At 64.2% G+C, this 19,131-nt stretch carries 18 protein-coding genes and 2 pseudogenes; 2 read left to right on the top strand and 18 right to left on the bottom strand.

Annotated features, from left to right (window positions below):
* Positions 1 to 21: 21 nt before the first annotated feature.
* The 8 genes from der to ndk all read right to left on the bottom strand — a co-directional run bounded on the left by der (position 22) and on the right by ndk (position 9,072).
* Positions 22 to 1,356 carry a ribosome biogenesis GTPase Der gene (gene der / locus KPG66_RS06035; protein ID WP_013435104.1) on the bottom strand — a complete coding sequence of 445 codons (1,335 nt, stop codon included), beginning with the start codon at positions 1,354 to 1,356 and terminating at the stop codon, positions 22 to 24.
* A gap of 71 nt (positions 1,357 to 1,427) precedes the next feature.
* Positions 1,428 to 2,570, bottom strand: a complete 1,143-nt coding sequence (bamB, locus tag KPG66_RS06030; RefSeq protein ID WP_237070263.1) for an outer membrane protein assembly factor BamB — start codon at positions 2,568 to 2,570, stop codon at positions 1,428 to 1,430.
* A 50-nt stretch (positions 2,571 to 2,620) separates the two neighbouring features.
* On the bottom strand, positions 2,621 to 3,250 hold the full coding sequence (locus tag KPG66_RS06025; protein ID WP_237070262.1) for a tetratricopeptide repeat protein: 630 nt from the start codon (positions 3,248 to 3,250) through the stop codon (positions 2,621 to 2,623).
* Positions 3,251 to 3,273: 23 nt separating this feature from the next.
* A complete protein-coding gene (gene hisS / locus KPG66_RS06020; protein WP_237070261.1) occupies positions 3,274 to 4,611 on the bottom strand; it encodes a histidine--tRNA ligase in 1,338 nt (445 codons plus the stop codon).
* Complete coding sequence (ispG, locus tag KPG66_RS06015; RefSeq protein WP_237070260.1) at positions 4,608 to 5,975, bottom strand: flavodoxin-dependent (E)-4-hydroxy-3-methylbut-2-enyl-diphosphate synthase; 1,368 nt, start codon at positions 5,973 to 5,975, stop codon at positions 4,608 to 4,610. Before ispG ends, hisS begins: the two co-directional genes overlap by 4 nt.
* Before the next feature lie 127 nt (positions 5,976 to 6,102).
* Entirely contained in the window at positions 6,103 to 7,155 is a 1,053-nt protein-coding gene (locus KPG66_RS06010; RefSeq protein ID WP_237070259.1) for a helix-turn-helix domain-containing protein, read from the bottom strand.
* Between the two features lie 248 nt (positions 7,156 to 7,403).
* A complete protein-coding gene (gene rlmN, locus KPG66_RS06005; RefSeq protein ID WP_237070258.1) occupies positions 7,404 to 8,543 on the bottom strand; it encodes a 23S rRNA (adenine(2503)-C(2))-methyltransferase RlmN in 1,140 nt (379 codons plus the stop codon).
* Positions 8,544 to 8,646: 103 nt separating this feature from the next.
* Positions 8,647 to 9,072, bottom strand: coding sequence for a nucleoside-diphosphate kinase (gene ndk / locus KPG66_RS06000; RefSeq protein WP_237070257.1), 426 nt, complete (start codon positions 9,070 to 9,072; stop codon positions 8,647 to 8,649).
* Between the two features lie 200 nt (positions 9,073 to 9,272).
* On the opposite strand from ndk, the gene KPG66_RS05995 reads away from it, so the two are divergent.
* Positions 9,273 to 9,974 (top strand): Bax inhibitor-1/YccA family protein, encoded by a 702-nt coding sequence (locus tag KPG66_RS05995; protein WP_237070256.1) that lies wholly within the window; start codon positions 9,273 to 9,275, stop codon positions 9,972 to 9,974.
* Between the two features lie 211 nt (positions 9,975 to 10,185).
* Here KPG66_RS05995 and rlmD read toward each other — a convergent pair whose 3' ends face one another.
* The 6 genes from rlmD to surE all read right to left on the bottom strand — a co-directional run bounded on the left by rlmD (position 10,186) and on the right by surE (position 16,239).
* Positions 10,186 to 11,709, bottom strand: coding sequence for a 23S rRNA (uracil(1939)-C(5))-methyltransferase RlmD (gene rlmD / locus KPG66_RS05990; RefSeq protein ID WP_237070255.1), 1,524 nt, complete (start codon positions 11,707 to 11,709; stop codon positions 10,186 to 10,188).
* A 133-nt stretch (positions 11,710 to 11,842) separates the two neighbouring features.
* A complete protein-coding gene (locus tag KPG66_RS05985) occupies positions 11,843 to 12,619 on the bottom strand; it encodes a 3'-5' exonuclease (RefSeq protein WP_013435092.1) in 777 nt (258 codons plus the stop codon).
* Complete coding sequence (gene rpoS / locus KPG66_RS05980; RefSeq protein WP_013435091.1) at positions 12,616 to 13,692, bottom strand: RNA polymerase sigma factor RpoS; 1,077 nt, start codon at positions 13,690 to 13,692, stop codon at positions 12,616 to 12,618. The genes KPG66_RS05985 and rpoS overlap by 4 nt, the downstream gene beginning before the upstream one ends.
* A gap of 11 nt (positions 13,693 to 13,703) precedes the next feature.
* Positions 13,704 to 14,594 (bottom strand): peptidoglycan DD-metalloendopeptidase family protein, encoded by an 891-nt coding sequence (locus KPG66_RS05975; protein ID WP_083813503.1) that lies wholly within the window; start codon positions 14,592 to 14,594, stop codon positions 13,704 to 13,706.
* 11 nt (positions 14,595 to 14,605) lie between these two features.
* The gene (locus KPG66_RS05970; protein WP_237070254.1) at positions 14,606 to 15,478 is read right to left on the bottom strand and encodes a protein-L-isoaspartate(D-aspartate) O-methyltransferase; all 873 of its coding nucleotides are present in this window, start codon (positions 15,476 to 15,478) and stop codon (positions 14,606 to 14,608) included.
* Complete coding sequence (surE, locus tag KPG66_RS05965) at positions 15,475 to 16,239, bottom strand: 5'/3'-nucleotidase SurE (RefSeq protein WP_041753410.1); 765 nt, start codon at positions 16,237 to 16,239, stop codon at positions 15,475 to 15,477. Before surE ends, KPG66_RS05970 begins: the two co-directional genes overlap by 4 nt.
* 341 nt (positions 16,240 to 16,580) lie before the next feature.
* Here surE and KPG66_RS05960 point away from each other — a divergent pair.
* A pseudogene (locus KPG66_RS05960) lies at positions 16,581 to 16,909 on the top strand (zinc-binding dehydrogenase); the annotation flags it as partial.
* Here KPG66_RS05960 and KPG66_RS05955 read toward each other — a convergent pair.
* The 4 genes and pseudogenes from KPG66_RS05955 to KPG66_RS05940 form a co-directional block, all read right to left on the bottom strand.
* Positions 16,899 to 17,039: pseudogene (locus tag KPG66_RS05955) on the bottom strand (ABC transporter permease); the annotation flags it as partial. The pseudogenes KPG66_RS05960 and KPG66_RS05955 sit on opposite strands and share 11 nt — an antisense overlap.
* Positions 17,040 to 17,120: 81 nt before the next feature.
* Complete coding sequence (gene recR, locus KPG66_RS05950) at positions 17,121 to 17,723, bottom strand: recombination mediator RecR (RefSeq protein ID WP_013435084.1); 603 nt, start codon at positions 17,721 to 17,723, stop codon at positions 17,121 to 17,123.
* Between the two features lie 70 nt (positions 17,724 to 17,793).
* On the bottom strand, positions 17,794 to 18,120 hold the full coding sequence (locus tag KPG66_RS05945) for a YbaB/EbfC family nucleoid-associated protein (RefSeq protein WP_237070325.1): 327 nt from the start codon (positions 18,118 to 18,120) through the stop codon (positions 17,794 to 17,796).
* A gap of 43 nt (positions 18,121 to 18,163) precedes the next feature.
* Positions 18,164 to 19,131, bottom strand: a 968-nt coding sequence (locus KPG66_RS05940; protein WP_272907039.1) for a DNA polymerase III subunit gamma/tau C-terminal domain-containing protein, incomplete at its 5' end; no start/stop codon positions are given.

Below are 19,131 nucleotides of genomic sequence, written 5' to 3'. Positions count from 1 at the left end.
GGCCGGACCATCGCCGCACATTCAGTCTTTGTCCGCATAAGGGTTCCGGCTCGAACGAAACTCTATGCGCAATGGAGTGCCGGTGAGACCAAAAGTTTCGCGAAACCGGCCTTCGAGGTAACGTTTATACGTATCAGTGATCGCATCCAACGCATTGCCGTGGATCACGATGATCGGCGGATTCTGCCCCCCTTGGTGCGCATAACGCAACTTTGGGCGGACCGGACCGCGGCGCCGCGGCTGCTGGAACTGCACGGCGTCGATCAGCGCCCGCGTGAGCTTCGGCGTCGGCAGCTTGGCCATTGCGGCCGCATAGGCGGCATCCACCGAGCGCAACAGCGCACCAATCCCCGTCTTTTCCGCCGCCGAAATGTAATGTGACTTCGCGAAGTCGAGGAATTTGAGCTTGCGCGCCAAGTCGGCCTTGGTGCGCTCGCGCACGTGCTCATCCAGGCCGTCCCATTTGTTCACGCCAATCACGAGCGCGCGGCCCTGCTCGACGACAAAGCCGGCAATATGCGCGTCCTGTTCCGAGATATCCTGCCGCGCGTCGAGCAGCAGGATCACCACGTTGGCGTCGGCGATCGATTGCAGCGTCTTGACCACCGAGAACTTCTCGACCGCCTCGAACACCTTGCCGCGCTTGCGCAGCCCGGCCGTGTCGATCAGCGTATACGGGCGGCCCTGGCGCTCGAAGTCGATGTAAATCGAATCGCGCGTCGTGCCGGGCAGATCGAACGCAATGACGCGCTCCTCGCCGAGCAACGCATTGACCAAAGTCGACTTACCAACATTGGGCCGGCCGACGATGGCGATTTTCACGCCGTGGCCCGCGTGCGCTTCATCGTGCGGCGCACGATCCGCATAGGCGACGGCGAGCGCCTGTCCAATCATCTCGCTGACACCGTCGCCGTGCGCGGCGGAGATTGCGCGTGGATCGCCTAGGCCAAGTTCATAGAAGTCCGCGGCCACCGCGCTGTACTTCATGCCCTCGGCTTTGTTGACGACCAGGAAGATCGGGCGGCCCGTCTTGCGCAGATAGTCGGCGATCGTCTTGTCCTGCGGCGCGAGGCCGTTGCGGCCATCGACGACGAACACGACCACGTCGGCCTCCTCGACCGCCTGACGCGTCTGCCGAGCCATCTCATGCAGAATGCCGTCCTTGGCGACCGGTTCGAAGCCACCCGTATCGACGACCAGGTACGGCCGCTCGCCGACGCGGCCCTCGCCATAATGGCGGTCGCGCGTGAGCCCGGGCAGATCCGCGACAAGCGCATCGCGCGAGCGCGTCAACCGGTTGAACAGCGTGGATTTCCCCACATTAGGGCGCCCAACAAGGGCGATTACGGGCTTCATGTTGCTTTTTCCAAAAACGCACGCGCGCCGTCCGGCAGCGGCCGGCGGCGCGCGTACGCGATGCGGCCGGCCTATTGCGGCCGGAAACCGTACAGATCGCCGTTGCGGCTCTGCACCACCAACGTGTTGCCGGCAACGACCGGTTGCGCGGTGATCGCGCCCCCCGTCCTCGTCCGTGCGACAAATTCACCGGTATCACGCGATAGAAAGTGCACAAACCCCTTATAGTCACCGACCACCACCGCGCGGCCGACGATCGCCGGTGCACTGACGTCGCGGCTCTTCAACTGCGTGTTTTGCCACAGGGGCTTGCCGGTCATCGAATCGTACAGCGACACGACCGACCAGTCGTTTGTCGACGCCACAGCACGATCGTCCTGCGCCAATCCGCCATAACTGGAGAACGGCTGCTCCCACAGCGCGCGTCCGCTCAACACGTCAAAGCAACCGATCCGGCCCTGGAACGTCACCGCACAGGTCTGCGAGCCGACCAGCGTCGGCGCGCCGGCCACATCGTTGATCCGCTCGACTTCGGTGACACCGCGCGGATACGAGACTGGCGTTTGCCAGTACGCATCGCCGCTTTGCAAATTGATCGCGGCAAGCGAGCCACCCGGGAACCCCGCCAGCACCGCACTGTCGCCGGCGAACGTCATGCCGGCCACAGTCCGCAGGTTCAGCGGCACCGCGCGGTTCACGTAGACCCATTTCTGCTCGCCGGTGTGCGCATTGTATGCCGTGATACGCCCGTCGATCGTGCGCACCAGCACGAAGCCCTGGCCCACTGCCGGTGGCGTGACGATCTCACCGGATGCATTCGCCTTCCACAGCACCTTGCCATCGCCGCCGAGCACGAACACGTCACCCTTGAGCGTGCCGACCGCGGTCAGCGTGCCGTCGCTGCCGACACCGGCCGACAGGTCCGCGCCCACCTTCGTGCGCCAGACCTCGTTGCCATTGGTTGCATCGATCTTGACCACGGAGCCGTTCGCGCCAGCCGCGTACACATAATCGCCGACGGCGGCGGGGGCGAACAGGTAGCGTCCGGACTTACCCACGCTAGCCTTCCATGCCTCGCGCACCTCGAGTACGGTCTTGATCGGGGTCAGTTCGGTCGGCACGCCACGCCCATCCTTTGTGGATGAACACGCGGCCAGCACAGTCAGCGAAAGCAGGCACGCGAGCGGCCGGACGTAGCGGAAAACAAAATTCATGGATCAGTGACGCATTGACGAGTCAATCGGAAATCGAACTGCACGGGGCTTTAGCCACCGAGCGCATCGAGCTTGAACTGGATCAGCTGACGCACGGACGACTCACCGTGCTCGAGCGCCGCCAGCGCGGTCTGGTACGCGGCGCGCGCCTCGTCACGCTTGCCCTGCGCAGCCAGCAGGTCGCCGCGGCGATCCGCGTACAGACCGCCGAATGCCTGCGGCGGCGGGTCAGACAACAGCTTCAAGCCCGCGTCATAAGCCTTTTCGTCGATCAACAGCGCAGCGAGCCGCAACCTCGCGACCGCCTTGAACGCGTCGCCACGTGCTTGGTCGATGACCCACTGCAACTGCCCTTTCGCGCCGGTCACGTCTGCAGCCGCATACAACGCCTTGGCTGCCGCCAGCGCGCTAAGCGGTGCATACGCGGTGCCACCAAAGCGCGCTTCCATGTCCGCCGCAACGCGCGCGATCTGCGCCTTGTCTCCCGAGGCCACCGCCTGCTGGACCGTGTCATAGAACACCGCGGCCTGCGCCGCCTGGCGCCGCTGCCACCAGTTCCAACCGTTATAGGCGGCCCCGGCCAGCAGCGCGGCGAGCACGACCCCGGTCAGCACATTGCCCCACTTTGCCCACCAGGCCTGCAGGTTATCAAGGGTTTCTTGTTCGTGGTGGTAGCTCATCTAGTGGATACTCGCCTGGTCATTCATTCATCGCCTTCGTCGGCGGGTGCAACCATCGCATCGATCAGGAATTCGGTCAAGTGTTCGGCCGGCACCCGTTGCTGCACGCCATCCGCGCCCGCCGGATCGCCACGCAACGCCTTGATCGACACTTCGTCGCGCTGGACCTCGTCGTCGCCGAGGATCACCGCATACGCGGCACCGCTCGCATCGGCACGCTTCATCTGCGACTTGAAACTCGCCGGGGCGCCGTCGGCGCTGCAGTGCAGGATCACATCCAGCCCCGTGTCGCGCAGCCGCTCGGCGATCACGAACGCACGCTCGCGCGCCGCGTCGCCCTGGTGCACGACGTACACGTCGCAGCCGTCGTCAGACGGCACCAGTTGATCCTCGCGCAGCAGTTCCAAAATACGCTCGACGCCCAGGGCCCAGCCGCAAGCCGGCGCCGGCTTGCCACCGAGCTGCTCGATTAGCGGGTCATAGCGGCCGCCGCCGGCAACCGTACCTTGCGCGCCGAGCTTGTCGGTCACCCACTCGAACACCGTCAGGTTGTAGTAATCCAGCCCCCGCACGAGCCGGGGGTTGATCGTAAATGGGATGTGGTTCGCGCTCAGCAACCGTTGCACGCCTTCGAAATGCGCGAGCGACGCATCCCCGAGAAAGTCGATCAGCTTCGGCGCATGCGTCGCAATGTCCTGCATCGCGGGATTCTTCGTGTCGAGCACGCGCAACGGATTCGTATACAGCCGGCGCTTCGCATCATCGTCGAGCAACTCGACGTGCCGCTCCAGGTATGCAATCAACTCGTTGCGGTGAGCGGCGCGCTCCTGCGCCTGCCCGAGCGAATTGATCTCGAGCCGGATGCCCGTGAGGCCCAGATCATCCCAGAGCCGTTGACACATCAGGATGATCTCCGCATCGGCATCCGGACCCGCAAAACCGAGCGCCTCGACGCCGACCTGGTGAAACTGCCGGTAGCGACCGCGCTGTGGCCGCTCGTGGCGGAACATCGGTCCGATATACCAGAGCCGCTTTGGGCCGTCGTACAGCAGGTTGTGCTCAATCGCCGCACGCACCACGGCAGCGGTGTTCTCTGGACGCATCGTCAATTGCTCGCCGTTCAGCGAATCGAGGAAGCTGTACATTTCCTTCTCGACAATATCGGTCACTTCGCCGATACCACGGGTAAACAATGACGTATGCTCGACGATCGGCGTACGGATGTTCTGGTATCCGTAGGCGCGCAGCATCGATTTGACCGTGCTCTCGAAAAACTCCCACAGACCGGCGTCGCGCGGCAGGATGTCATTCATTCCCTTGACGCCAGTCAACTTCTCTAGCTTACGTTTCTGTTCTGTCATGTCGATTCAATGATAATCCGGGCTGGGGACTGTGCTTCGCACGCCACGCCACTCGCCGCCGTCGCGCCATAGGTGCGCTGGACATAGTCGTTGACGATATCTTGAAACTCCTCCGCGATGCGCGCGCCGCGCAGCGTGGTCGTCTTCACGCCGTCGATGAACACAGGCGCGGCTGGATTCTCGCCGGTTCCAGGCAGGCTGATGCCGATATTCGCGTGCTTGGACTCGCCGGGACCATTGACGATACAGCCCATCACTGCGACATTCATCGTCTCCACGCCCGGATACTGCTTGCGCCACACCGGCATCTGCGCGCGCAGATAGTCCTGAATTCGCGACGCCAGCTCTTGGAACACGGTGCTCGTCGTGCGGCCGCAACCCGGACACGCAATCACCATCGGCGTGAACGAGCGCAGCCCCATCGTCTGCAAAATCTCCTGGGCAACGACGACCTCACCGGTGCGCGAAGCGCCCGGCTCCGGCGTCAGCGAGACCCGAATCGTGTCGCCGATACCCTGCTGCAGCAGCACCGACAGCGCAGCGCTCGACGCGACAATGCCCTTCGAACCCATGCCCGCCTCGGTCAGCCCCAGGTGTAGCGCAAAGCCACAGCGCAGCGACAACGCCTGGTAGACCGCGATCAGGTCCTGCACGCCGCTGACCTTGCACGAAAGCACGATGCGGTCGCGCCCTAAGCCAAGCTCGACAGCACGTTCGGCCGAGCCGATCGCGGACTGGATCAGCGCCTCGTACATTACGCTTTGCGCGTCCCATGGCGTCGCACGCTGCGCATTCTCGTCCATCATCCGCGCAAGCAGGTCCTGGTCCAGGCTTCCCCAGTTCACGCCAATGCGCACCGGCTTGTCATGGCGGATCGCCGCCTCGATCATCTGCGCGAATTGCGTGCCGCGCTTGGCGCCCTGACCGACGTTTCCCGGGTTGATTCGGTACTTCGACAGCGCCTGCGCGCAATCCGGATAATCGCGCAGCAGCAGATGGCCGTTGTAGTGAAAGTCGCCGACCAGCGGCACGTTCACGCCCATGCGGTCGAGCTGCTCGCGGATCGCCGGCACCGCGGCGGCCGCTTCGGGCGTGTTGACTGTGATGCGCACCAACTCGGAGCCGGCCTGCGCAAGCTCCTTAATCTGGATCGCAGTACCGATTGGATCCGCAGTATCGGTGTTCGTCATCGACTGCACGCGCACCGGCGCGCCACCGCCGATCGTCACCGTATGGCCCTGCCAACGCACTGTAACCGCATGCGTGCGACGCCTTGGCGCAGAGCCGCCGAACACGGGTTCATCCGACGCGACCCGGCTTGCTACCGGCGCACCACCGGATTCAAACAGAATATTAGATTGCATCGAATTATCCGATTGCATGACACCCTGATCCTAGCGAGCACCGCGCCCGCGCTGCGACAGACCCACGACCGCACGGGGCTGGCCGTCACTGGCCTTGCCACGCCCATCCCACCCTTCGTTACGGCAGTTACGGCAGACTGAAGCGCGCAACGTTGCCCTGCGCGCCATCGTATTTCGCGGACGGAATCGGCTTGCCGTCGAGTGCCATCGCCTCGATGCCGGCCTTGTTGCCCACGGTCACGCGAAACGGCGCAATGCCTTGTACACGCTTCTCGTCCCCCGCGCGCAGCAAGCCGGAAAATAACGGCTTGCCATCACGCTGCCGCACACTGAACCAACTGTCCTGCGACACCTTGATCATTACTGCTGCCTCGCCGTCGGCCAGCACCGGTGCGCCCCCCGGCGTCGGCGATGCGTCGCCCAGCCCCGCATTGGCCGCGATCGCAGGCGAGGCCGGCGCTGATGCAAGCGCCGCGGCCGTCGATGCCGCGGACAACGTGTCCGCGCCCGACGACGCATCAAGCGCCGCGGGCCGCGGCAATTCAGTCAGCGTGCTGGTTGCCGACGCCAGCTGCACACCCGCCGGCGCGGTGCCACCCATGTTGCCAGTCTGCGCCGCGGCGCCCGGCGATGCAGCGCCGTCATGCTCAACTGCTTCTGCGCCACCGGTCTTCAGGCGAGCGATCCAGCCTCCGCCCGCTTCACCACCGGTGCGCCATACCGCGATGACCGCCGCCAGCACAATCATGAACGCGACGATCCACCCCCATGGCCGACGCCTGGGAGCGCCTCCCAGATTCATCACGACACGACCCCGCGGCAATCCCGCGCCACTGTTCGACGGCAGCGATAGTTCGGGCTCGATCGGCCCACTAGTGCGCCGCAGCGTATTGGTCAGCGGCGTCGGATCGGCACCGAGCATCTTCGCATAGCTGCGCACCACGCCGATCGCAAACGTCGTATCCGGCAGGTGGCTGTAATCGCCTGACTCCAACTCACGCAACTTGTGCGGCGCGACTTTCAACCGCGCGGACACATCCTCAATCGACCATCTTTTGGCCTCGCGCAGCTTTTCGAGCTGCGCACCGACCTGCCGCGCGGACTCCGCCGCGGCGCCTGGATCCGGCCGTCTGGCCGTGGCGCTCGAGTCGTGCGGTGTCGGATGCTGCTGGTCACTCATCCCTAATTCCTCACTGGAATTCTTTTCATTGCTCGCGGCGCCGCCGCGAGCTGGTCTCGCCTAAACGATGAGCCCAAATGGAGCAAGGCCGGCAAACCGCCGTTCGCCGGCATCACTCAAATCATGTGCATGACCGCGGCGCACGGCACAAAATCCCGCGACGCACACAGCGCGCCACGATCGTCGCCATCCCGGCCCTGCCGAGGCAAGTCCCCATTTTTGCCCCGTCCTGCCTGCGCCACCATACGTCATACCGCGCGCACCCCGATCGACGCGAGACCGGTACGCGCGTCGCGCCGCATGCGCTCCGCCACGCGGGTACGGTCGCGAACCTCGCCGGCCAACTGCCCGCAGGCCGCATCGATATCGTCGCCGCGCGTCCTACGCACGGTCGTCACGACGCCAGCATCGATTAGGATCTGCGCGAACTGCTTGATCCGCTCCGGATGGGAGCGCAACAGCCCGGACTCCGGAAACGGATTGAACGGTATCAGGTTGAATTTGCACGGCACGTCGCGCGTCAGCGCAAGCAGTTGCCGCGCGTGCTCGTCCCTGTCGTTGACACCGTCTAGCATGCAATACTCAAATGTGATGAAATCGCGTGGCGCAACACGCAAATACCGGTTACATGCCGCCATCAATTCCGCAAGCGGGTACTTTCGGTTCAGCGGCACCAATTCATCACGCAACGCGTCGTTGGGCGCGTGCAACGACACGGCCAGCGCCACCGGCAATTCGGCCGCCAGCCGATCGATCATCGGTACGACGCCCGATGTAGACAGCGTCACGCGGCGACGTGACAACCCGTACGCGTGGTCGTCAAGCATCAGCCGCATGGCCGGCACCACCGCATCGAAATTCAGCAGCGGCTCGCCCATGCCCATCATCACGACGTTCGTGATCACCCGCTCACCGGGAGCCAGGCCACCGCGCGCCGCGCGCAGCGCGAACTCGGCCATCCACAGCTGGCCAATGATCTCGCCGACGCCGAGGTTACGCGAGAAGCCTTGCTTGCCCGTCGAGCAGAAGCGACAGTTCACCGCGCAGCCAGCCTGCGACGACACGCACAGCGTGCCGCGCCCCTGCTCCGGGATATACACGGTCTCGACCGCGTTGCCTTCGCCCACGTCCAGCAGCCACTTGCGCGTGCCGTCCGCGGACGTGTGGTCCTGCAGCACCGCGGGATGACGGATCGATGCGCAGGTCTTCAGCTTGTCGCGCAGCGATTTCGCGAGATCGGTCATCGCGTCAAAATCGCTGACGCCACCGTGATGGATCCACCGCTGCAACTGGCGCGCGCGAAACGGCTTCTCGCCGAGGCTCGCGCAATACGCAACGAGGCCCGCAGCATCGAAATCCAGAAGATTGACCGTGTCAGTCATTGTCATGCCTGCCGTCTCAGATGGCGCCCGCAGCGGCGGCACACCGCACCGCCCATCCAGCCCGTGCCCGCAGACGCGGGCTTGGCCGGCGCGGCCGGCTTACCGCTGCTCAGCGCGAGTAGACGTTCACTTCCGGAAAGAAGAAGGCGATCTCGACAGCTGCCGTTTCCGGCGCATCGGAGCCGTGCACCGCGTTAGCGTCGATGCTGTCCGCGAAATCGGCACGAATCGTGCCCTTTTCTGCCTTCTTCGGATCGGTCGCGCCCATCAGCTCACGATTTTTTGCGATTGCGTTCTCGCCCTCGAGCACCTGAATCATGACCGGGCCCGACGCCATGAACTCAACCAAATCCTTGAAGAAAGGCCGCTCCTTATGCACCGCGTAGAACTTTTCCGCGTCCGCGCGCGACAGATGGACCATGCGGGCCGCGATGATTTTCAGCCCAGCGTGCTCGAACCGGCTGTAGATTTGACCGATCACATTCTTTGCGACAGCATCGGGTTTGATAATCGACAGGGTGCGCTCGATCGCCATGAAAAAACTCCGGGAAAATGAGGAAATTACGAAGTCCATCGAATCTGCCATTCTAGCATGAGCCGGTGTATCATTGGCAGGGAACCCTTACAGCACTGTAAGGCTCTAACATCACGTGTCGCTTGGCCGTCGGGCCGCCGCGATGAGGCGGCGGGCGATGCCGGCACCGTCTGCAAGTCAAGATAACGCAAGGAGAAACCATGGCTGACTCTCGTACCTACGGGTTTGGGCGTACCGGCACCATCGTGTCGGCCGAAACGCGAAATAGGGTACTGCGCAACACGTACTGGCTGCTGGCACTGTCGATGGTTCCGACCGTGCTCGGCGCGTGGATCGGAGTCGCAACCGGCTTTTCGCTATTCGCCGCCACGTCGCCGATGATGAGCGTGCTGGCTTTCCTCGCGATCGCGTTCGGTTTCATGTTCGCGATCGAGCGGACCAAGCACAGCGCAGTCGGCGTGTTCGTGCTGCTCGGCTTCACGTTCTTCATGGGGCTGATGCTGTCGCGTCTGCTGAGCTTCATTCTCGGCTTCACGAACGGCCCGTCGCTGATCATGCTGGCTTTCGGTGGCACCGGTCTGATCTTCGCGGCAATGGCGACAGTCGCCACGGTCAGCAAGCGCGACTTTTCCGGCTTGGGCAAGTGGTTGTTCGTCGGCGTGCTCGTGCTGCTACTGGCTTCGGTCGCGAATGTGTTCCTGCACCTGCCGGCATTGATGCTGACGGTGTCGGTTCTGGCGATCGCCATCTTCTCGGCCTACATGCTGTTCGACGTGCAGCGCGTGGTCAACGGTGGCGAAACGAACTATATCAGCGCGACGCTGATGATCTATCTGGATCTGTACAACGTGTTCACGCATCTGCTGGCGCTGCTCGGTATTTTTGGCGGCAACCGCAACTAGTTGTCGCGGCCCCAACGCTGCGACGGCGCACGAAGCGTGGGGCTTGGGGCGCGTCCAAGTTAGCTAGCGCGGGGCAAGCCTGCGCGCTTCTTTTTTTAACCGGCGCACCCCAGCGCTGCCCTATCGCACGCTGCCCGCACAGCGCGCCCCTACCGTCACCCGCCATCCTGCCACCACGCCGCCAACCTTTTTGCCTGTCAGCCGCTGCAGGTCACGCACGCTCGAAACAGGCGACCGACTCGACGTGCGACGTGTGCGGAAACATGTTCACGACGCCCGCGCCAACCAGCCGATAGCCAGCTTCGTGCACCAGCAGCCCGGCATCGCGCGCCAGCGTGGCCGGATTGCACGACACATAGACGATCCGTCCGGGCAAGCACGCCGCGTCACCGGTCTGCGCCAACTCGCCCAGTGCCTTTGCCACGGCCAGCGCACCTTCGCGCGGCGGATCAATGAGGAACTTGTCAAACCGGCCGAGCGCGCGCAAATCGGCGGCGCCCACCTCGAACAGATTGCGCATGGCAAACGATGTGCGGGCCTCGAGACCATTGACACGGGCATTGGCTTGCGCGCGCTGCGTCAGCGCGTCACTGCCTTCGATGCCGACCACCTCGCGCGCGCGCCGTGCCAGCGGCAACGTGAAATTGCCCAGCCCACAGAACAAATCCAGCACGCGATCGGTTCGTGCTGGCGCAAGCAGCCGCACCGCCCTGCCGACCAGCACCCGGTTAATCTGGTGATTGACCTGCGTGAAGTCGGTCGGCTTGAACGGCATCCGGATATCGAACTCCGGCAGCGTGTAGGCCAGTTCAACATCGACCGGATAGAATGGCGTGACGCTGTCGGGCCCCTTGGGCTGCAGCCAGAATTGCACGCCGTGCTGGTCAGCAAACGCGCGCAACAGTGCCTCGTCCTGCTCGGTCAGCGGCTCAAGCACCCGCAGTACCAGCGCGGTGAGTGCGTCGCCGATCGCCAACTCGATTTGCGGCATCCGGTCTCGGATCGATAGCGACTCGACCAGCCGGCGCAACGGCACAAGTAGCGCCGATACGTGCGGCGGCAGCACTTCGCACCGCGTCATGTCAGCCACGTAGCTGCTTTTCTTTTCATGGAACCCGACCAGCACGCCGCCCTTTTTCACGACGTTGCGCACGGTCAGCCGGGCACGATAGCGGTAACCCCATGACGGTCCGCCTATCGGCCGATAGATCTGTTCCGCGCGCAGCTTGGCCAAGTGCGATAGATTGTCTTCCAGCACTCGCTGCTTGACCGCGATCTGCGCACGCGTGTCCAAATGCTGCATCGAGCATCCGCCGCAGGTGCCGAAGAACGGGCATTGCGGCGTGGTGCGCATACCGCTGGCGCGCAATATCTCAACGATTTGCGCCTGCTCGTAGCTTGGCTTCTTGCGAAAACTCGAGTACGACACAGTTTCGCCCGGCAACGCACCCTCGACAAAGATGACCTTGCCGGGTACGCCCTGCTCGTCGATCTGCCGCCCCACGCCGCGCGCTTCCATATCGAGCGACTCGATGTCGATCACAGGCGCGACACGCGGCGCAGTCGCCGCACTCGACGGCGTGGCGCGGGCATGTCTTGAGTTAATCGACACCACATCGCTCGACGCGGCGCCGGCCGGCGTGGCGGCTTTCGGCTGTACGGTGTGAACCACCTTGAAACTTCCTGGTTTGTGACGAAAGGCAAAATTGTAGACTAGCGATGCTGAGCCCCACATCTTTACCTATCCTAGCAAAGACCCTCGATGCTGATCATGGACTGGAGTATCCGATGGGGTACGGTATTGACGCTCATGCTCGAGCGCAATTGAAGCGCGGCCACAGCACGCCTCGCGCGGCACGGCAGCGCCGTCAGCCGGCAAAGCCCGCCAGATAGTCCTGCCAATGAGGCGCGCTTTCGCGGGCCAATGCGTCGCGCACCAACGTGACTTCGTCCTCGTAGTCCGCTGCGCTCAACACGCCGCGCATCAGCTGGAAGCGGCAATACAACAGATACGTGTTCACGACGTCCGTCTCGCAGTAGTGGCGGATCTCGGCGATGCGGCCCTGCTGGAACGCGTCCCATACTTGTGAGCCGTCCATGCCCATCTTGCCCGGAAACCCGCACAGCTTGGCCAACGCGTCCAGCGGTGCGTTCGCGCGGGCGTTGTACATCGCCAACACGTCCATTAGATCAGTATGACGGGCATGATACCGGCTGATGTAGTTATTCCATTTGAAATCCCGATCGCAGTCACCAAGGTCCCAATATTTCGGTGCGACGACACCATTGACCAGCGCACGATAGTGCAGAACCGGCAAATCAAAGCCGCACCCGTTCCATGACACCAATTGCGGCGTGTACTTCTCGATCACTCGATAAAACGACTGGATTAGCGCGGCCTCTGGATCCTGCGGCGTGCCCAGCGAACGTACGCGGAACCCGTTCCGGTCACGAAATACGCACGAGATCGCAGCCACCCGCTGCAAATGCAGTGGCAAAAAATCAGAGCCTGTTTTCTCGCGGCGCGCGGCAAACGCGCACTCAGCGACGTCAGCATCGGACATCGTCGCGGGCCATGACTCCAGCTTACGAATGCCGGCCACGTCGGGAATAGTCTCGATATCGAAGACGAGTACCGGGATCACAGCACGGCGTCCTTAGGTACGCCGTTGGAAGCGAAATAGCGCTTCAGGCGCGCCAATGCCTCTTGCTGAATCTGCCGCACACGCTCACGCGTGAGCCCCATCTCATCAGCCAGCTCCTCGAGCGTGGCCGGCTCAATATTGTTCAACCCGAAGCGCCGCTCGATCACGTGGCGATGCTTATCAGGCAGGCGCGAGAGCCATACCCGCGTGAGCGTCTCCAGTTCGCGGTGCTGCGCCTCGGCGTCCGGCGACTGGCTTTGCTCGTCCGACAGCAGATCTAGCAGGCTGCTGGCCGGGTCCAACTCCAGCGGCGCGTCCAGCGACGCAGTATGCTCATTCAGCGCGAGAATGTCCGCCACCTCCTCGGGTGTCTTGCCAATCAGATAGGCGATATCGTCAACGCTCGCGTCACGGTGCTCGTCGGCGCCACTCGCCGGTGCACTGGCGTTCCGCTCCAAATGGCGCTTGGCGCGCAGCACCTGGTTCAACTCGCGGATCACGTGGACCGGCAGGCGCACGGTGCGCGCCTGGTTCATGATCGCGCGCTCGATGCTCTGACGAATCCACCACGTTGCATAGGTCGAAAAGCGAAAACCACGCGTCGGGTCGAATTTTTCAATCGCGTGCATCAACCCCAGATTACCTTCCTCGATTAGATCCAACAACGGCACGCCGCGATTCAGGTAGCCCTTCGCAATGCTGACGACCAGCCGCAGATTGCGCTCGATCATCATCTGCCGAGCGTCGAACTCCCCCGCCTTGGCCAGCCGCGAATAGCGCTGCTCCTCCTCGACTGTCAGCAACGGTTTCACGCTGATGCGGTTTAGGTAGTGCTGGATCGTATCGGCGGTCAGCTCAGCCTTCAGCAACGCGCGGAAATCGTCCGGATCGGGCTCCGCGACCGCCGCCTCTTCCGCAGCACCTTGCTCCGACACGGGCTCATCGTCCAGTCCGTATTCGGCAGACGGTTCGTCGGCGGGTCGCACGAAGCGCTCGCCGTCGCCCAACTCACCGGAGGTATCGCCAACGGGATCCGACATGTCGGTCGAAGGACGGCGCTTCGCTTTGGCCATGGTAGTTTGCTCTATTGCGGCGGAAGATACTTCATGGGATCGACAGGCTTGCCCTGCTTGCGGACCTCGAAATGCAGCATCACCTTGTCCGCATCGCTACCGCCCATCTCGGCAATCGTCTGGCCCTGGGTCACTGGGTCGCCTTCCTTGACCAGCAAGGTACGGTTGTGTGCGTACGCGGTCAGGTACGTCGCATTATGCTTGATAATAATGAGATTGCCGTATCCGCGCAGCCCATTTCCCGCATAAACGACGCGCCCATCGGCCGCCGCCTTCACCGGCGCACCCAGTGCGCCGCCGATGTTCACGCCTTTGTTCTTCGCTTCGTCGAACGAATTGAGCACCGGGCCACGCACCGGCCACGCGAAATTGAGGCTGCCGGCCGCCGCTTCCGGCTGTGGCGGGATCGAGGCGATCGCCGGCGCCGAGCCGTAAGGCGGCGCGGCCGTCGACGGAGTCGTCGCGGCACCGGGCTCAGCCGGGCCGCCGAGCGGGCGCGACTGCACCGCCGCGCCACCAAGTGGCGCAGCCGCGACACCAGGCGGCGAAGCGGCGACGTTGGCCCCCGGCGGCACGACCCGCAGCAACTGGTCAACTTCGATCTGGTTTGGGTTCGTCAGGTTGTTCCACGCCGCGATGTCGCGGTAGTTCTGCCCATTCTCAAGCGCGATCCGGTACAGCGTGTCACCTAGCTGCACACGGTAGTATCCGGGCGGCGGGGGGCCCAATGGCACGCCCAACGCCGCCGTGCCGGTGGTAGAAAGCGGCGCGCCGCTGCGGTCGATGACGGGAGCGGGCTCCAGCCGGGTCGAACACGCCGTCAGCATTGCTAGCGCGGCGGCCACACAAACCGTTCGCTGGATCGTCACCAGACTCGCATTCACGCTCTCACTCCGCAACATGCTGTTCAACGTCAAATCACTCCCGATTTTAAGGGGACAAAGAAAACACGATCAAGCTGTGACTCCCGCCACTGCGCGCTGGACACGCGCTCGACCAGCGTGAGCACCTGTTCGTTGCCACTGCGTGAGCCCACCGGCGCCACCAGGCGGCCGCCGATGGCCAATTGCTCGAGTAGCGCGGCCGGCACATCGAAGCCTGCGGCAGCAATCACGATGGCATCGAACGGCGCGGCGCTTGGCAAGCCGAGCCGCCCATCGCCGTAATGCAGCCGGATGTTCGGCACGCGCAACGGACGCAGGTTCGTTTTCGCCCGTTCGTACAATGGCTTTACCCGTTCGACCGAATACACGTCGCGCGCCAGGTGGCTCAGTACTGCCGCTTGATATCCGCAGCCCGTGCCGATCTCCAATACTTTCTCCAGTGCGCGCCCGGCTGCCACCAATTCCAGCATGCGCGCGACCACTGACGGCTTGGAGATCGTTTGCTGATGCCCGATGGGCAGCGCGGCATCCTCATAGGCCTGCGCGGCAAGCCCAGGATCGACGAACTGGTGCCGGGGTATCGCCGCGAGCGCGGCAAGCACGCGTGCGTCGGCGACGCCGCTCGCGCGCACGCGTTCGACCATCCGTTGCCGAACGCGTTCCGAGGTCAGCGCCAGTTGCGTCGACAAGGGCACGGCCGCGGGCGAAGCCGGCACCATTCTGTCAAAAAACGGCCGCATCTGCTCGACGCCTTCGCGCGGGCGCGTGCCGCCCAGCGTGGGCTTGGTCGCGGTGCTGGCGGACGCGGATCCGGCCACGCCGGGCAGGACTGGCGCACCGCGCGGCTCGCGCATCACGTCGGACAGCCCGAGCGGGAACCGCTTGGCGCGCCCGGCGCTCATGCAGGCTGCTCCGGCCGCCAACCACGCGTCCATTCGTGTAGCGCCGGAAGCAATCGCGTATCGGTCAAATCCAATTGCAGCGGCGTCAGCGAGACGTCGCCGGCCGCCACCGCGTGAAAGTCCGTGCCTTCACTCGCATCGAGCGCAGCGCCAGCCGCCCCGATCCAGTAGACCGGCTCACCATGCGGATTGCTCGCGCGGATCACCGGCTGTGACGGATGCCGCTTACCCAGACGCGTGACGCGCCAAGTTCCCATTTCGGCGTACGGCCGGTTCGGGATATTCACATTCAGCAGCGTATGCGCGGGCAATGGCGTGCGCAAACAATGCTGCACAACCTCCGCGGCCACGCGCGCGGCCGCATCCAGATGCGCCCAATCTCTGTCGACCAGCGAGAACGCTATCGACGGCACGCCGAACAGGAATCCCTCGGTGGCTGCCGCGACGGTACCCGAATAGAGCGTGTCCTCGCCCATGTTCTGCCCATTGTTGATGCCGGACACCACCAGGTCTGGCTTGCCGTCGAGCAGCCCGGTCAGCGCCACGTGTACGCAGTCAGTCGGTGTACCGTTCACGTAGCGAAAGCCGTTCGCGGCGGTGAAAACGGACAGTGGCCGCCACAGCGTCAGCGAGTTTGATGCGCCACTGCAGTTGTGCTCTGGCGCCACCACGACCACCTCGCCCAATGGCGCAAGTGCGTGGTGAAGCGCCGCGAGCCCGGGCGCCAGGTAACCGTCGTCGTTGCTGAGCAGGATCTTCATCAAGCGATTGTAACCGAGGATGTTTTGCTAACGGATGGCAATCGGGCGCACGACTCGATCATGCGACGCACAGCAGCAGTGATCCCGGCCGCCGGGCCGCACCGAATCAAAAGGCACGAGCGTTCGCGATAGTCTACACTGGCACCCGGCCACACAAGAAAGCCACCATGCGCGCGATTCGTTGCCACCAATACGGCCCGCCCAACACGCTGGTGGTCGAGACAGTGCCCGTCCCGAAGCCGACCCCGACCCAGTCGTGATCGAGGTGAAGGCTGCTGCGGTCACCCTCCCGGACGTGCTGGTCATTCAGAACCAGTAGCAGTTTAGGCCCGAGTTGCCGAGTCGGCGGCGACTATGCCAAACCGGCGCTTCGCAGCATGGCATGGCGCGGCCGCTACCGGGTCGTGGGTTTCGCCAACGGCGAGATCCCGAGCTGCCGTTAAACCTCGCGCTGCTCAAGCAGGCTGGCATTCTTGGCGTGTTCTGGGGCGAATTCGTGCGGCGCGAGCCGCAGCGCAACGCCGCGGCGGTCGCACACCTGCTCGATGGGTTGCGCGGCGACAAGTTGCGCCCGCATATCTCAGCGCGCTATGCACTCGAGGATACGCCGCGCGCGTTGCAAGAGATGGCCGCGCGGCGTGTGACCGGTAAGGTGCTGATCACGCGCTAAACGACAGTTTCTCGGTTTCGCCGGATTTTGGTTGCCACTTCAGCCGCCGCTTTTCGGCCAGCGCGACGATCCCATCAAGTACCAGTGCGAACAGCGTCAGCACCAGGATCCCAGCGAACACGGTATGCAAGGACCTTGATGCCCGACCGTGGCGCCAAGGATGTCCCCATGCGTCTTTGTCAACTCGTTCGACTCGATCAACGGCACGCGTTCAGACCGAGCGCCGGTCCAGTACCGCGCGGGCGATTGTGCCGGCGTCGACATATTCGAGTTCACCGCCGACCGGCACGCCGCGGGCCAGCCGCGTCACCGTCAGGCCGCGTGCCTTGAGCATCTGGCCTAGGTAATGGGCAGTCGCCTCGCCTTCATTCGTGAAATTGGTGGCCAGCACAACTTCACTGACCACGCCGTCGGTCGCCCGGCGCATCAGCCGCTCAAAATGGATCTCGCGCGGCCCGATGCCGTCAAGCGGGCTCAAGCGTCCCATCAGCACAAAATACAGTCCGCAATACGCGAGCGTCTGCTCGAGCATGACTTGGTCGGCGGGTGTCTCGACCACGCACAACAGCGTCGGATCGCGCTGCTCGTCACTGCATAGCTCGCATACGTCGCGCTCGGTGAACGTGTTACACCGCTCGCAATGCTTGAGCGCCTGCGTCGCGTGCAGCAGCGACCGCCCGAGCCGCTGTGCCCCATCCCGGTCATGCTGCATCAGGTGATAGGCAATGCGCTGCGCGGACTTCGGTCCGACACCGGGCAACGTGCGCAGCGCTTCGATCAGCGCGGCCAGCGCGGACGGTGGCTTCACGTTCATGAGCGTCGCGCGCCAACGCGCGCCGGGAGTCGAAACACGACACGCTCCTTCATCGACGGCACCCGCAAAATCAAAATGGCAGCTTAAAGCCCGGCGGCAGCGGCAGACCCGCGGTCATGCCGGACATTCTCTCCTGCGCTGTCGCCTCTGCCTTGCGCGCTGCATCATTGAACGCGGCGGCGACCAGGTCCTCAAGCATGTCCTTGTCATCGGCCAACAGGCTCGGATCGATCGTGACGCGACGCACTTCGTTTTTGCAAGTCATCGTCACCTTCACGAGACCAGCGCCGGACTGGCCCTCGATCTCGATCTGCGCGAGCTGCTCCTGCATCTTCTTCATGTTTTCCTGCATTTGCTGCGCCTGCTTCATCAAGCCGGCGAGTTGGCCCTTCATCATCATGAAACTCCTTCGAATAGCGGGGAAATGCTGCTCGCGCCGGTCATGCGGCGGATGCGCGGTGGTCGGCGCCAAGCGGGCGAATCGAACCCGGCACGATCGTCGCGCCGAACTCGCGGATCAGCGTTTGCACGAACGGGTCTGCGTTGATCTCGCGCTCGGCTTGCTGCTGTTGCTGCGCGCGCCGCGTGGCCTCTACGGCCGCGGCTGTGCGGCGTGCGGGGCCAACCGATACGGCTACGCGGACCGGCTTGCCTAGGGCCGCGTCGAGCGCGGCCTTCAGTTTGCCAGCGTGCGCCGCGTCCGCATACTGCGGCACCGGCACGCGCAATGTCAGCTCGTCACCGTCGCACGCCACAAGCTCGCTGTGAAACGCAAGCTGGTATGCGATGCCGCTGAGCGACAGCGATGCGGCCAATGTCGGCCAGTCGCCGTCGTAGCCAAGCGGCGCAAGAGGCACAGCCGGCGGCAACGGTGTGTCATCGACTGACGCCGGCGGCTGCACAGCAGCCGGCACGGGCGCCGGGTCATCCGCCAGCGCGGCGAAATTGGGCTCGCCAACATCAAACGCGCCGTCATACGCGGACAGCGGCACGAACTCGTCGTCAGGCGGCATGTCGTCCCAGGGCGCCACCGCCGGCGTCGATGCACGAGCAGCGCCCTGTGCGTCGCCGGCGCCGGGCGCCGCGCCACCTGGCGCGGCAGCGCCCCGCTGCTGGGCGTCGCGGCGCGGCGCCGGGCGCCGGGCGCCGGCGGCAGCGCTGGCCGCCAGCCGTTCGGCAAGCTGTGCTGCCGCAGACGCCGCTTTCGCGCGAGGCAGCGCGGCGGCGCTGTCGCCGCCCGCGCCCGGCGCCGTCGTCGCCTCGGATCGGATGGCACCCGACGCAGCCGCCGGCGCACGACCGCGCTCGCTTGAAGCGCGCGCTCCCTTGCCCCGCAGCATGCCAAGCGCCGCGCTGGCCGGACTGCCAGCGCGCGAGGGATTCGGGGGCGATGGAACCGATTGTGGGG

It is taken from the genome of Mycetohabitans sp. B2 (assembly GCF_021733735.1).
In the GTDB taxonomy this organism is placed as follows: domain Bacteria; phylum Pseudomonadota; class Gammaproteobacteria; order Burkholderiales; family Burkholderiaceae; genus Mycetohabitans; species Mycetohabitans rhizoxinica.
Note: the sequence above shows the minus strand (reverse complement) of the source record. Positions and strands in the feature narration are given on the sequence as shown.

Coding starts and splice junctions, on each gene's coding strand:
- der (WP_013435104.1), bottom strand. CDS start 1,356: ATGAAGCCCGTAATCGCCCTTGTTGGGCGCCCTAATGTGGGGAAATCC.
- bamB (WP_237070263.1), bottom strand. CDS start 2,570: ATGAATTTTGTTTTCCGCTACGTCCGGCCGCTCGCGTGCCTGCTTTCG.
- KPG66_RS06025 (WP_237070262.1), bottom strand. CDS start 3,250: ATGAGCTACCACCACGAACAAGAAACCCTTGATAACCTGCAGGCCTGG.
- hisS (WP_237070261.1), bottom strand. CDS start 4,611: ATGACAGAACAGAAACGTAAGCTAGAGAAGTTGACTGGCGTCAAGGGA.
- ispG (WP_237070260.1), bottom strand. CDS start 5,975: ATGCAATCTAATATTCTGTTTGAATCCGGTGGTGCGCCGGTAGCAAGC.
- KPG66_RS06010 (WP_237070259.1), bottom strand. CDS start 7,155: ATGAGTGACCAGCAGCATCCGACACCGCACGACTCGAGCGCCACGGCC.
- rlmN (WP_237070258.1), bottom strand. CDS start 8,543: ATGACAATGACTGACACGGTCAATCTTCTGGATTTCGATGCTGCGGGC.
- ndk (WP_237070257.1), bottom strand. CDS start 9,072: ATGGCGATCGAGCGCACCCTGTCGATTATCAAACCCGATGCTGTCGCA.
- KPG66_RS05995 (WP_237070256.1), top strand. CDS start 9,273: ATGGCTGACTCTCGTACCTACGGGTTTGGGCGTACCGGCACCATCGTG.
- rlmD (WP_237070255.1), bottom strand. CDS start 11,709: ATGTGGGGCTCAGCATCGCTAGTCTACAATTTTGCCTTTCGTCACAAA.
- rpoS (WP_013435091.1), bottom strand. CDS start 13,692: ATGGCCAAAGCGAAGCGCCGTCCTTCGACCGACATGTCGGATCCCGTT.
- KPG66_RS05975 (WP_083813503.1), bottom strand. CDS start 14,594: ATGTTGCGGAGTGAGAGCGTGAATGCGAGTCTGGTGACGATCCAGCGA.
- KPG66_RS05970 (WP_237070254.1), bottom strand. CDS start 15,478: ATGAGCGCCGGGCGCGCCAAGCGGTTCCCGCTCGGGCTGTCCGACGTG.
- surE (WP_041753410.1), bottom strand. CDS start 16,239: ATGAAGATCCTGCTCAGCAACGACGACGGTTACCTGGCGCCCGGGCTC.
- recR (WP_013435084.1), bottom strand. CDS start 17,723: ATGAACGTGAAGCCACCGTCCGCGCTGGCCGCGCTGATCGAAGCGCTG.
- KPG66_RS05945 (WP_237070325.1), bottom strand. CDS start 18,120: ATGATGAAGGGCCAACTCGCCGGCTTGATGAAGCAGGCGCAGCAAATG.